Annotated in this window: 13 protein-coding genes; 10 read left to right on the forward strand and 3 right to left on the reverse strand. The window is 46.4% G+C overall.

Going from position 1 to position 12,914, the window contains the following annotated elements; translation table 11 throughout:
• Positions 1-151: 151 nt before the first annotated feature.
• The 3 genes from FB479_RS20825 (at position 152) to FB479_RS20840 (ending at position 1,824) form a co-directional block, all read left to right on the forward strand.
• Entirely contained in the window at positions 152-646 is a 495-nt protein-coding gene (locus FB479_RS20825) for a hypothetical protein (RefSeq protein ID WP_142066568.1), read from the forward strand.
• A gap of 218 nt (positions 647-864) precedes the next feature.
• Complete coding sequence (locus FB479_RS20830; protein WP_142066569.1) at positions 865-1,419, forward strand: delta-aminolevulinic acid dehydratase; 555 nt, start codon at positions 865-867, stop codon at positions 1,417-1,419.
• A gap of 318 nt (positions 1,420-1,737) precedes the next feature.
• A complete protein-coding gene (locus FB479_RS20840; protein WP_106656226.1) occupies positions 1,738-1,824 on the forward strand; it encodes a YjcZ family sporulation protein in 87 nt (28 codons plus the stop codon).
• A gap of 391 nt (positions 1,825-2,215) precedes the next feature.
• On the opposite strand, the gene FB479_RS20850 is transcribed toward FB479_RS20840, so the two are convergent.
• Positions 2,216-2,923 carry a L,D-transpeptidase family protein gene (locus tag FB479_RS20850; protein ID WP_142066572.1) on the reverse strand — a complete coding sequence of 236 codons (708 nt, stop codon included), beginning with the start codon at positions 2,921-2,923 and terminating at the stop codon, positions 2,216-2,218.
• Between the two features lie 121 nt (positions 2,924-3,044).
• On the reverse strand, positions 3,045-4,463 hold the full coding sequence (gene glnA / locus FB479_RS20855) for a type I glutamate--ammonia ligase (protein ID WP_142066573.1): 1,419 nt from the start codon (positions 4,461-4,463) through the stop codon (positions 3,045-3,047).
• A 225-nt stretch (positions 4,464-4,688) separates the two neighbouring features.
• On the opposite strand from glnA, the gene FB479_RS20860 reads away from it, so the two are divergent.
• The 3 genes from FB479_RS20860 to FB479_RS20870 all read left to right on the forward strand — a co-directional run bounded on the left by FB479_RS20860 (position 4,689) and on the right by FB479_RS20870 (position 7,896).
• The gene (locus FB479_RS20860) at positions 4,689-5,618 is read left to right on the forward strand and encodes a ketopantoate reductase family protein (RefSeq protein ID WP_142066574.1); all 930 of its coding nucleotides are present in this window, start codon (positions 4,689-4,691) and stop codon (positions 5,616-5,618) included.
• A 60-nt stretch (positions 5,619-5,678) separates the two neighbouring features.
• Positions 5,679-6,614: a 4-hydroxy-3-methylbut-2-enyl diphosphate reductase gene (locus FB479_RS20865; RefSeq protein WP_142066575.1), complete on the forward strand. Its 936-nt coding sequence runs from the start codon at positions 5,679-5,681 to the stop codon at positions 6,612-6,614.
• 67 nt (positions 6,615-6,681) lie between these two features.
• Entirely contained in the window at positions 6,682-7,896 is a 1,215-nt protein-coding gene (locus FB479_RS20870) for an MFS transporter (protein ID WP_142066576.1), read from the forward strand.
• Here the strand turns inward: FB479_RS20870 and FB479_RS20875 are convergent.
• Entirely contained in the window at positions 7,893-8,282 is a 390-nt protein-coding gene (locus FB479_RS20875) for a cupredoxin domain-containing protein (RefSeq protein ID WP_106656233.1), read from the reverse strand. The genes FB479_RS20870 and FB479_RS20875 overlap by 4 nt on opposite strands.
• Before the next feature lie 265 nt (positions 8,283-8,547).
• On the opposite strand from FB479_RS20875, the gene FB479_RS20880 reads away from it, so the two are divergent.
• The 4 genes from FB479_RS20880 (at position 8,548) to FB479_RS20895 (ending at position 12,814) form a co-directional block, all read left to right on the forward strand.
• Positions 8,548-10,167, forward strand: coding sequence for a hypothetical protein (locus FB479_RS20880; protein ID WP_142066577.1), 1,620 nt, complete (start codon positions 8,548-8,550; stop codon positions 10,165-10,167).
• 16 nt (positions 10,168-10,183) lie between these two features.
• The gene (locus FB479_RS20885) at positions 10,184-10,726 is read left to right on the forward strand and encodes an RNA polymerase sigma factor (protein ID WP_087343560.1); all 543 of its coding nucleotides are present in this window, start codon (positions 10,184-10,186) and stop codon (positions 10,724-10,726) included.
• Positions 10,707-12,146 (forward strand): hypothetical protein, encoded by a 1,440-nt coding sequence (locus tag FB479_RS20890; protein WP_142066578.1) that lies wholly within the window; start codon positions 10,707-10,709, stop codon positions 12,144-12,146. The genes FB479_RS20885 and FB479_RS20890 overlap by 20 nt, the downstream gene beginning before the upstream one ends.
• A gap of 110 nt (positions 12,147-12,256) precedes the next feature.
• Positions 12,257-12,814 carry a DUF4825 domain-containing protein gene (locus FB479_RS20895; protein ID WP_142066579.1) on the forward strand — a complete coding sequence of 186 codons (558 nt, stop codon included), beginning with the start codon at positions 12,257-12,259 and terminating at the stop codon, positions 12,812-12,814.
• Positions 12,815-12,914 lie beyond the last annotated feature (100 nt).

Here is a 12,914-nt window from a genome sequence, read left to right on the forward strand (position 1 = left end):
CTCGCCACATAAAAGGCGTGAAGGGCTTTTTTCATGGAATGATTCTCGCTGAAAAGTTAAGAAGATTTGTGCGGATTTTGTAGGGATATGTCCATTCATCACGAATAACGTAAAGAAGGCACTTACTTACAATGGGAGAAGTGATGAGGTTGTGATTTCAACTTTGAATAAGACGCTATGCGTTCAGCAACTCGTAGAAAAATTAAGAGACAAGCAGCTCCTTCATATACCGATCGCTGATCTTCGAGAATCCAATAAAGCGTTGTATGAATACGTCAATCAGCTCAATGATTCAATTGCGATCATTCCGACTACGATAAATTCTGTCATTACAGGCGTCATCCGCTTCCAAGAAGGGTATTTTATTACCTTGGGCATGCTCATCTGGAAAGACGCCAACAAAAAAGGGGCGTTCAAAGAAGGGACGTTTCTTTTCTACAAGCATGACGCTCATGATTCCATTGAGGATTGCGTCCATATTACCAACTCCATCGAAAATCACAATCTGATGGAAAGCTTGTTCTTTGCGTGCTGCGAGAGCAAAGATGGCGATTCCGTGCTTTCCTATTCGCATATCGAACATGCCATTACTTACGGAGAGCTGTATCGTGACATGAAGACCAAAATCAAAAAAGGGTTTGCGTAATCGCTGCAAAACGAGAGGCGGAAAAGCTTTACTTTCCAGATATTGAGTGATATACTGCTTGAAATTTTAAAAATTTCCAATGGAAGAGGAGTTTACCTATTCATGATGACCAAGAAGTAACGTCTTGCCATTCACCAGATGGCCCGACCCCCTCCATGTAAATGGTTTTGTTTACCCACAAATAAAAACCGCTTACAACAAAATGGAGGAATATCACGATGAGTAAACCTGAAATGAATGTAGCCTTAGTAATCGGTCCGGATACGGATCTGGATAGCCACGCAATCCGAAATACACTCGAGTATTTTGGAGCTCGAGTCTTTACGTACTGGATTGGTCGACCAAGCGATTTGATCGATGTATTGAATGGCAGCGACCTATACCCAAATACCGACATGATTGTTCTGAATTTCCATGGCGATGAGGGAAGCCTCATTATGCCAGAGCTGGGTGAGGACGTTTACGAGGAAGGAGAACCAAAGGGTGATTTTGGTCCTGACGAGGTTAGACGTTTTGCCAAGCTGGATGGAAAAATCGTGGTAGGTAACGGATGCTCGCTTGGTTATCCCGAATTAGCGAAGGCCTTTCTCGACAGAGGTTGCCATACGTATATCGGGCCAGATGATTACCCGGACGGAAATTCTGCGCTGATGTTCGCACTGCGCTTTTTCTACGAGGTAATTCAAAACAAGAAAAGCGTGGAAGAAGCTTTTCGAATCGCAAAAGCAACTGATGAAGAAACCGAGATGTATCAGCTTTATGTAAAAGAGTAAATGCAACGCAAAGGGAGCCTTGTACTAGGCTCTTTTTGCGTTTTTATGCACGAGAAGTCGTAGGCGTACGATTCGTCTTTGTCGAGAATTGTCATAGTGGTTTTCGCCATGGAAGTAAAAAAATAGTAGGCGGGGAAGGAGAACTGCTTGCTGAGGTTGGGAAAGAGGGAGAGGAAGGATACACGATCGTCTACATGTACGAGGGAGAAGGGACGATTGGGGCAAATGCTTGCTCCTTTTTGCTTAATAGGTCATCGTACAGGCAAAACATCTGCGAAACGCATACAGTAGTGTTGTCTAAGGAAAGGGGGAGGCATAATGAGTATCTTTAATGGCTTTGATGACTTTGCTCTGATCCTGGTCTTGTTCGTTTTGCTTGTCATTGTTGGATGTTCTTGGGATTAGGAAATATGTGTAGCAAAAGAGTAATGCAAAGGGACATACAATCCCTTTGCATTATTCATTTATGAAACGAGGTGAGAGTAAAAGGTGGCTAGACAAATGAATGGCTTTAGCCCTGAATTTGCAGATTGGCTCAAGTCGAATAAGGTCTCGATCAGAAAGCTGCATAAAAATCCCGATTCCCTTGGGCGGTATTATCAAGAGTGGACCAAGACGAGCCGTCGGGCGAGAAGAGAGTCTCGTTCGCCAAGGGTTTCTAATCTAAACCTTGATATAGATACCCTTTTAAATGGTGTACGCATAGCAAACGAGGTATTCAGAACTTTCCAAGGATCGAATGGGATTGGAAATATGTTTAGAAGGTTCATGTAGGAATTACGAAGCTTGTCGGGAGTTATTCCAGCAATCCCAGCTCTTCGTAAACCTTGCTGGACACGACACCGTTTGGCCTTAATTTTCGATCGCGCTGAAATTTCTTAAGAGCAGCAGTTGTAGAGGAACGAAACTTACCATCACAGACCCCGTGAAAATAACCAGCGCTCTTCAATCGAGACTGGATGAGCTGTACATCTCCACCAACGTCGCCTTCCGCTAAATTCCTAGGATCATGGCCTGGGTCCCCCAATAAATGCCCATAGATCGTTACTTTTGTTCCGAGTGGAGTTATCTTGAATAATTCGATTACGTCATTGTTTCTCATACGAATACAACCGTGGCTTAAATGCTGGCCGATTGAATGAGGCTTGTTTGTGCCGTGGATGCCATAAATTCCCCATGGGACGTTTAACCCCAGCCATCTCGGACCGAATGAGGGTCCCCAATCTTTTCCTTTTGCTACGACTTTATATTCGCCAACAGGTGTAGGTGTTGAAGGATTACCAACTGCAACCGCATAGGTTTTCAATACTTTCCCATGCTTCCGGATGATCAGTTGATGTTTTCTCGGATAGACCTCAATTGTATAAATACCTTGATCGCTTATGATTGGTAACGAAGGATCGGCGTAAGCGATTTTCTGGCCGGTAGCGGCTGAAATACTTACGGTCAGAAGGATAATCGCAGCACCTTTTATGACAAAGCGAGTTATCTTTTGAATCAACATGATCAATGCGCATCCCATCATCTGTTTTTGACAATCTGCTTTTAATTTGTGATTGAGAATCGTCTTTTATTCGAACGCATATGAAAGCCCTCCTCATCAGAGAAGGGCTTTTTCCTGCAACTTATAGGTCGTAATACAGTTCATACTCTTTCGGATTCACCGTCCGCTCAACTTGCTCAATCTCACCGCGTTTTTGTGCAATCCAGCCTTCAATTACTTCTTTTGTGAAAACATCCCCTTCGAGCAAGAAGTCATGGTCTTGTTCAAGTGCGACAAGTGCTTCTGCGAGAGAGCCGGGAGCGCTCTTGATTTCGTGTTTTTCCGCATCGGACAAGTCATAGATGTTTTTATCCAATGGCCCAAAGCCCAGTGCACGCGGGTCGAGCTTGCGCTTGATGCCATCGAGGCCGGCCATTAGCATGGCAGCAAAAGCCAAGTACGGGTTAGCAGTAGAGTCCGGGGTGCGGAACTCAATGCGGGAAGCTTTTGGCGTAACGGCAGCAATCGGAATCCGAACGGCAGCAGAGCGATTTCCTTTGGAGAAGACCAGATTCACTGGTGCTTCGTATCCCGGAACCAGACGCTTGAACGAGTTGGTGCTTGGGTTCGTCAAGGCAATGAGTGCAGGGGCGTGGTGTAAAATACCGCCAATGTAGTGCAGCGCCGTCTCACTGAGGTTTGCGTAACCGCCTTGCTCATAGAACAACGGGGTATCGCCGTTAAACAAGCTTTGGTGAACATGCATCCCTGAACCGTTATCACCAACGATTGGTTTTGGCATGAAGGTAGCTGTTTTGCCGTGCTTCGCAGCTACGTTGCGCACGATGTATTTGAACAGCAATAGATTGTCTGCTGTACGAGTCAGTGTATCGAAGCGGAAATTAATCTCACCTTGACCGGCTGTTGCCACCTCATGGTGATGGCGCTCTACAAGCATACCGCATTTCGTCATCAACGTGCACATTTCATTGCGGATATCCATTTGGGAGTCGGTTGGTTGAACAGGGAAGTATCCGCCCTTGTTGCGTACTTTGTAGCCGAGGTTTTGTCCTTCTTTACCTGTGTTCCAGAAAGCTTCTTCTGAATCGATGTGGAAGAAGGAGCCAGATGGACCAGAGGCATAGCGTACGTTGTCAAAAAGGAAGAACTCGGATTCTGGACCAAAGTAAGCGGCGGTAGCGAGGCCGGTTTGTTGCAGATAGGCTTCAGCCTTGAGTGCAATACCGCGTGGATCGCGTGTGTAGACGGTGTTGTCTGGATTGACGATGTTGCAGATGATATTCATGGTTTTGGCTTCTACAAATGGATCGATGAAGGCGGTTGCCGGATCGGGCATCGCTACCATGTCGCTTTCCTCGATGGACTTATAGCCGGTAAGACTAGAGCCGTCAAATGCGACGCCATTTCGGAATGTTCCTTCATCTACCGCGTAGGCAGGAACGGTGACATGGTGTTGGCGGCCGAGGAGGTCAACGATGCGAAAATCTACATATTCCACTTTTTCTGCGTCAATTGTGGACAAGACTGTTTTCATATCCAATATGATTCACTCCATTCACGAATTAAAGTTATGAATTCATTATCAACGTTCGGGTTTTCCTTGATTTCTATATTCCGAATTATATCGACAATTCTCATTGTTCGTCAAGAGGTTTTCTGACGTTTATTGTTAGATTTTCTAACATCATATTCTGGGGTTTAGAAAATGGTTACTTTCTAATAAAATGTAGACAAACCAAGACTTATAAACGCGGAGGCGATATAGATGAAGGTTCTCGTACTGGGAGCGGGGGGCATTGGCGGTTATTTTGGTGGCAGGCTGGTTGAATCGGGGATAGATGTAACATTTCTTGTGCGCGAACGTAGATACAAACAGCTGCAAGAGCGAGGCTTGCGCATTCAGAGCATTCATGGGGATTTGCTTCTGGAGCAGCCGCAACTGATCCAAGCGGGTGAGGAAGCAGGTCCATTTGATGTTGTGCTATTGTCCAACAAAGCTTACACGCTGGAAGATAGCGTCGATGCCATTGCTCCTTACGTAGGCGAGGACACAGTCGTCATTCCGCTGTTGAACGGAATCGCGCATATGGAGCTGCTGTGGGGTCGTTTTGGCCGGGAGCGCGTGCTCGGGGGTCTTTGTTTCATTGAGACGACGCTGAATGCTGACGGAGATGTCGTGCAGACAAGTCCTATTCATGATGCGGTTTTCGGTGAGTGGGAAGGCGGAAAAAGCGAGCGTGTAGAGCGAATCGAGCAAGCCTTTTCCAAGATCAACGGAACGATACGTGCAAGCGCAAATATTCAACGGGAAGCTTGGCACAAATACTTGTTTATTGCGACGTTTTCCGGTATTACCACACTGATGAATTCCGCGGTTGGACCAATCCGGGATTCGGCTTGGGGCGTAGAGCTGACGCGTCAGCTCGCAGATGAAATCGCTTCTGTCATGAACGCTTTGGAGGCACCAATCAAGCCGGATATCGTCGATAAGCAGATGGAGACTTTCCAAAATCAGCGTCCCCAAACGAAATCGTCCATGCTGCGTGACATGGAAAAAGGTCTTCCGGTGGAGGCGGATCATCTTCAAGGCTATCTCTTGGAGAGAGCAGAACAAAAAGGTTTGTCCACACCGCTTTTAAAAGTTGTCTACAATAATCTGAAGGTTTATGAACAGAAGCGTGCAGGAGACAAATAAGGTATAATACTGGGTGAAATCTCTTTCACTCACGCATTATTAAAAGTAGGAGGGGTAAAGATGGAAGTCATCAAGATTTCACCCCGTGGATATTGTTACGGTGTAGTAGATGCCATGGTCTTGGCACTGCGAACAGCGCAAAACTTTGACTTGCCCCGCCCGATTCATATCTTGGGCATGATCGTACACAATGCTCACGTCGTCGAGGCGTTTGAAAAACAAGGGATAAAAACATTGGATGGGGAGGATCGGCTCGCTCTGTTGGATCAGATTCATGAGGGAACGGTAATCTTCACTGCCCATGGCGTATCTCCTGAGGTGCGCAAGAAAGCACGCGATAAAGGCCTGACCGTCGTCGATGCGACTTGCCCGGATGTAACGAAGACACATGATTTGATCCGTGAAAAAGTAGCAGATGGCTATCATGTGCTCTACATCGGGAAAAAAGGACATCCAGAGCCAGAGGGGGCTATGGGGATCGCGCCGGATCACGTGCATCTTGTTCAAAAGCTGGAAGAGCTGGACGCGCTCGATCTACCAACAAACAAGCTGATCGTCACGAATCAGACGACAATGAGCCAATGGGACGTCAAACATCTGATGGACGCCATTCTTAAGCGTTTTCCTGGCGTGGAAGTTCATAATGAAATTTGTCTCGCTACGCAGGTTCGTCAGGAAGCTGTAGCGGAGCAAGTAGGAGAAGCGGATTTGTGCATCGTCGTAGGCGATCCGCGCAGCAACAACTCCAATCGTTTGGCACAGGTCTCGGAAGAAATCGCGAATGTCCCGTCGTATCGAATCGCTGATTTGTCTGAGCTGGACATTGAATGGCTGCGTGGAAAGAAAAATGTGGCGGTTACTTCTGGCGCTTCGACGCCGACTCCATTGACGAAGGAAGTCATCACCTTCTTGGAGCAGTTCGATGAGTTCAACCCGACTACATGGGAAAAGAAGCGGACGGTCAACATGGCGAAAATATTGCCAACGGTAAAATAAATCATGTAGGCATGCTCTGTGTTATGTTTTCTTACACGGTTAACTAACCTCAAAATAGGAGAGTTATATGCCAGAATCACTTTCCGCTTTCGGGCTGGGGGGCGCAAAAGGCAGATACGTAAGTCTTTGCGCCCTTTATCTTTTTATTTACTACGGGCTTGGCGCTTTTGCTCCGCTCATTACGCAATACTACGAATCCATCCATCTAACCGGGACCCAAATTGGTCTCATCAGTGCAGTTGCGCCGATCGTTTCCATTGTGGCACAGCCGATGTGGGGTATGATCTGTGATCGCTTTCAAATTCGCAAAACTGTGCTGATTCTGACATTGACCATCACCGGGTTGGTGGGACTTCTCTTTACGGGTGTCTCTACCTTTGTCTACGTCTTCTTGCTCTACATCCTGTTGTCGTTTTTTCAAAGTGCCGTCGTTCCCATCTCAGATAGCTTGGCTCTCGGTTATGCCAAGGGACATGGCATTCAGTTTGGCGACATTCGCTTGTGGGGAGCAATCGGCTTTGCGTTAGCGGCGTTCATCACCGGTCTTCTCGTTGAGCAGTGGGGGCCACATGTTCTTTTTTACTCGTTTTGCTTGGCGTTTCTGTTTGCCATTCTGTTTCTTCAGAAGGTTCCGGAAGAAGTGACAGAGGCTTCGCGGTTTCGTGTCAGTATGCTTGCGGGGATAAGGGATTTGGCCCGAATTCCGCGATTTGCGTTGTTTTTGATTTCATCCTTTTGCATGATGGGTTCTGTAAACGCCAATAATATTTGGTTTTCTCTGTTTTATCAGGATATCGGAGGGACCGTTGCCGGAATTGGTCTTGCCTTCTTGTTGTTTGCAGGCAGTGAGGCTCCTTTTATGAAGCTGGCGGGTTATATTGTCCGCAGGTGGGGATTGGAGCTGACGCTCTTGCTATCTGCGATTTTTTGCGCAATGCGCTGGTTCTGGTATAGCTCAGCTCCAAGTACCACTGCCGTGATTGCCATGTTCTTTGTCCAGGGGATTTCAGTAGGTTTTTATTTGGCAACAGCGGCCCAATTTGTGCGCGAAAATACGCCCGCATCCCTTCAGGTGACGGCGCTGGCCATCTTCTTTTCAGTGGGAGGCGGGCTTGGTTCGATGTTTTGCAATTTAGTAGCAGGGTGGATGAAAGATTCGTTTTCGGTGCTAGCCATTTATTTGTTTTTTGGAATCATCACTACGATCGGGATCATTCCTCTGCTCATGATAAAATTCGGACGGTGGAAGCAAATCTCACCAGACGAAGAAGTGCAAGCCTAGTCAATGACGAGCATGCCTTGGAAGCCTGTTTCCGGATAGCCAGGTGCGTCTGATACGAAATGATACCGACCGCGTTTGGCGGCTGAAAACTGTAAGAGAGTCGATTGGGTTGGCTTCAATTCTGTGGATGTAAGATTCAGATCACGAATGGATAGATTGTGAGGGCGCGTATCGGTGTTGACGATCATCAACGAGACGCGCTCTCCTTCGTGTGCAGTCAATTGATTGGGCACAAAGCCAGCGCTAGAAATCGTAACGGTATGTGTCCGCGTCGCGACAGCGTACGAAGCGGGCAGGCGGTGGTGATGATGTGTCCAAAGTAGCGTTAATGTCACAGCCAGAGCGATGAGTGGATAACGAAGCTGCCGATACCAGTGACGAGACATTTTGCTTTCAACTCCTTTGAGGACCATAGCATGGGAAGTTACTATTATCCTGTCCCCGGAGTGAGGGGGATAAACACTTTTTCCCTATTCGATTGAAGAAGGGGTGGAAAAACGTATGAAAAAAATCGTTTCGGGTATGATCAGCTTTTGTATGGCCGCAACTGTTGATGATTGATTCAACAGCCTTTTTTTATTTTGTATTTTTTGTAACCTTTTGCTATTTCTTACGATTAATTAACGTTGAAAAAAATACGGGAGGATGTACATGATGAAAAAGCTGAATAAAGTGATTTTTTCGGTAACAACTGCAACTCTACTTGCTACTACGCCAATCCATCTGACGAATAATGGTCAAGTGCTTGCGGAGGAGAGCAAGGCAAAGGAGCTTACACCTGAATGGAAAGTGAAGGTAGAGCTTGCAATCCAAAAGGTAAAGGAAAGGCTGCCGTATTTAGCCGATTTTTCTTACAGTACGCTTAAGATTTTAGAAAAAAATGATGGAACGAATCGTATAACCATCATCTTGCAAACGTCCAAGGAGAAGAAGAAACCGTCTTTTGAATTCAGTTTGGATAAACAAGGGAATCCCGATACTTTTCGCTACAACGAGGAATTTCCCGAAGAAGGAAGGCCGAAGATTGAGCATGACAAGGTAGTCAGCAAAACAACAGATTTTATGAAGCAATGGTACGGAGCAGATATGGGTGGCTTCAAATATAACCCTAATTATTCGGATCAAAATGAAGCTTTGTTTACTAAACAGGTAAACGGTCTTCCATATTTGAATGTGAATGTTAATCTAACCGTAAACAGCAAGGGGGAAGTCATATCGAAAGGGTCAGGCTTATATGATCTCGGGGGCGATGATGCACCAGCCCTCGAAGATTTGAAGTTTGCTGATCCTAAGGAAGCCATATCCAAGGATCAGGCTGAAAAAGCCTTCGCCAAACACCTGAAGCTCTTTTATTTGAAACAGCCAGTAGAGAGATGGGACGAGAAAACGAAGAAATACTTGTATGGCTCTCCTACCTTACGCTACAAATCGGAATTCTCGGAATTTATCGATGCCAAAACAGGCAAGGAAGTTCCTGATTATGAAGGTTCGGGGAGTGCATATAACCCCATTGTCAGAGTGAATCCTGTCGGTAAGGAAGTAACCGTAAAGACGACAGAGGAAGCAGTAGCTATGTTCGCTGCTTTTAGGATCGAGAGCAAAGCTGAAAAAATAAAAGAAGGCGTTTCTGAAGATACGAAAGGTAAGAAATATACACATGAAATCAATAAAGACTTTGATGCTGAAATTGAAACGGAGGAAGAAACAGGACGATTCGTGAGCTACCGTGTGGTTGACAAGAGAAAGGGAGGAATAAAATTCCCTAAAGAAGATCCAAACGGAAAGAAATGGCTAACGCCAGAAGAATCGATGAAACTAGCTATTGCTGCGCTGGAAAAGTACGGACCAAAGCATTTAAAAGAAGTGATGCCAATTGGGACAGCAGAGTTTCAACAGAGAGGTGCTGTGCTGGGCTTCAAGTTTGCAAATGTGCACGAAGGGATTCCCGTTCTGGATGATGAGATTTTTATCAGAATAGACCGTATCACGGGAGAGGTGAAAGGTCTGCATATGGAGGATGTATCTTGGGAACCACTCATTCTGCCTGACCCCAAAAAAGCTGTATCACATGAGCAGGGGCTAAAGGAATACTTGAAAGTGCGTCCACTGGAGCTGCAATATCTCACACCGGATGCCGATATTTTGTCAGATAACCCAAGTTATCAACCCATTCTGGTGTACAGAACAGCCATATCTCTAGACCACCGAGAAATTGATGCCCTAACCGGCAAATTTACTACTACAGGTGAAATTCATTACAATCCGTACTAAGACAGGAGGCTAACCCGTGCAGGAGGATATCGAGCAGCGGATTAGCGCGATCTATCATGCTCACTATCAGGACGTTTACTACTTTCTGCTCCATTTTACCGGCAACCAGAATGATGCCGAGGATTTGACGCAGGAGGTTTTTACGAGAGTGTTAAAAGGGCTCGCCGGATTTGATGGCAGAGTCACTCTGAAAACATGGCTCTTCTCCATTGCCAAGCATGCGGCGATCGACCAGCATCGCAAGCAGAAGGTCAAATCCTTTTTCTCAGAAAACTGGCTGATGAAGCTGGCGACCAAGGAAGGGAGTCCGGAAAACGTCCTGACCAAGAGGGAAAACGTTCGTGAGCTGAAGCAAGCGATCCAAAAGCTAGCGCCCCATTATCGTCTGGTTCTGATTTTGCGCTGCATCGAGGAATACAGCATCAAGGAGACAGCAGAAATCCTGGGTGTATCGGAATCCAAGGTGAAAGTAAACACCCATCGGGCATTAAAGCTGGTCAAAGAAATGATGGATGATACGGAGGAAGGGGGCTTTCTAAATGAGTGGGCTAGAGGATGAGAAGCTGACGGTCCAACTGCGAGGGTTAAGAAGGCAAGACCCACCCCCTCGTCAGGAATTTGTCACCTATTTGGATCAGACGTTGGTTAAACAGGCAAGGCAGATGAAGCAGAGGAAAAAAGTGGGCCGTATCTTGTCGATGACAGGAGGTGCAGCTGCAACTGTCGTACTGGCTCTCTTGGTAGCTGTGCCTGACGGAAAAGAAGCACCAGATGGGACTAGCAGTGTACGTACGGAGCAGCGTGCAGAGAATGCGCCTTTACTGGCAAAAGAGAAGGACATACCGGAGCAAAGGAATATTCCTCTTGTTGCCGAGCAGCGGAAAATAAGCCAGGTGAAAGAACAGCCCAAACAGAAAGAACAGAGTGTCATTACGCAATCACAATCGCTCCCAAAAACGGCAATCACGGCAAGCAATACGCCGACGCTGTCTGTGGAGCAATATATGAAGCAGAAATTAGGCGATAAGAGTAAGCAATATCAACTCGCTTCTAACCATCAGGAAAAAGATACGGCTGTTTTTCAACGCGTGATTAACGGTATACCGTTCGCCGACAGTGTCGTGAAGGTTCACTTGGAGTCAGATGGATCACCAGCGGGTATGGTCATTGAGGAGAATCTCGATGCAGAAGCGGATCTCTCGATATTCCCCAACCCGGAAAAGGCAATTTCCAAAGAGGAAGCAGTACAAAGGCTGACAGCCAGTTTGAAGCAAGAAGAAGTAGCGACTTTTGCAGGCTATATCAATGCATTGAACGGGGAAGTCCTCGATCGTCGCTTTCAGAGCGTGGCAGCAACTGGTAGCTATAGCTTCATCCCGATTCAGGCACAAGGTAAGCTGCTCATGGCCAACTCGGATGAGGAGATAGCCACTCTGATCCAAAAAGAGTTCGGTGTAGGTATCGAAGAGGTTAACCGTCCATTATCAACAGAAGAACACGACTCGTACATGGAATATACGTGGAAAATGACAGATGCTACTTATCTCACTGCGAGGTTTGCCAAGAAATCTGGTCAACTGCTGGCGTATCGGATGAGAACAAATACGGAGTCACATACTTCCTCGGATCTGTCCCAAGCAGAAGCAGCCCAAATCGGTGCCAAAAAACTGGCGTACTATTTGCCAAGACAAATCACGCAGCTTGCAATGGAGGGCTCGGCGGTGGAAGACTCAGCAATCAGGCTAGACTTCATTGCCATTACACAAGGAGCATTAGCGGAGAGTCACAAGTATAAGGTTTGGGTGGATAGCACCAGCAGACAGGTAGTAGGCCTGGAAGGGAATTTTTCAGAGATAGGCGAGTTATCTACAGAGCCTAACAAGGGGAATAGTCCCTCACTGGAACTGCTCTATGTTTGGCCGGAATTAAACGGAAAACGGACGCCAGCACCCTATCTGGTGTACCAGGTGAAACAATAAAACGACCGGGCTGCCTATTTGTTCATATGCGCTGCCTTTTCTCTCCATCCTTATACCACTGTGGCTCCACGCCATACCGCGACTTATTTTGAATTACGATGTAGGGGAAGGTGACGTCATTGCGAAATAAAATCATGCTTGCCTTGGTTCTTATCGGGGTTGTCCTGTTCATGGTCATTCAGATCATGATTATCCCGGAGAACGAAGCTCAATCCGAGCAATATCAATTGGCTCAGCAAAGCCCGCTGACTCACGATTTGGAATCTATTTTGCCATACAAAAACAAATACATGGGCGCTACTTCGAATCTGGTCATGTTCAATCATCTGCCGTTGGATCAGCTCAAGAGAACCTTTCAGCTTCGTCCGGAGAAGTTTACGATTGAGATCCATTACGAGGACAAGACGACCGATGTCGAGGCAAAATTGTTCAAGCAAGCGATGCTGTATAACTCCGTGTCAGCCTTTGCGCTGGTAGACAATTTGCAAACAATCGAATATCGTTTTTCAGATACTACGATTGTTGCCGCACGAGTTGCTATTCAAGGTCTCTTCGGTGAGGATTTGGCATCGCTGTTGACAAAAGAAAAGTGGAAGACAGGTGTGCAGGACAAGTTGCGGGATGACCAATTTGTTGAAGAGGGAATGATGGAAATAGAGCGTATATAGTCAGTCATCTGAAGCCAAACTCCTTGGAGGTTACTTTACAAAATGGAGAGTCTTACTTAGGCTTTCCATTAAGATAAAAGAAAAAAGGGGCGAGCCTGAT

Origin of the sequence: Brevibacillus sp. AG162, from assembly GCF_006715575.1 — a bacterium.
GTDB classification, from domain to species: domain Bacteria; phylum Bacillota; class Bacilli; order Brevibacillales; family Brevibacillaceae; genus Brevibacillus; species Brevibacillus brevis.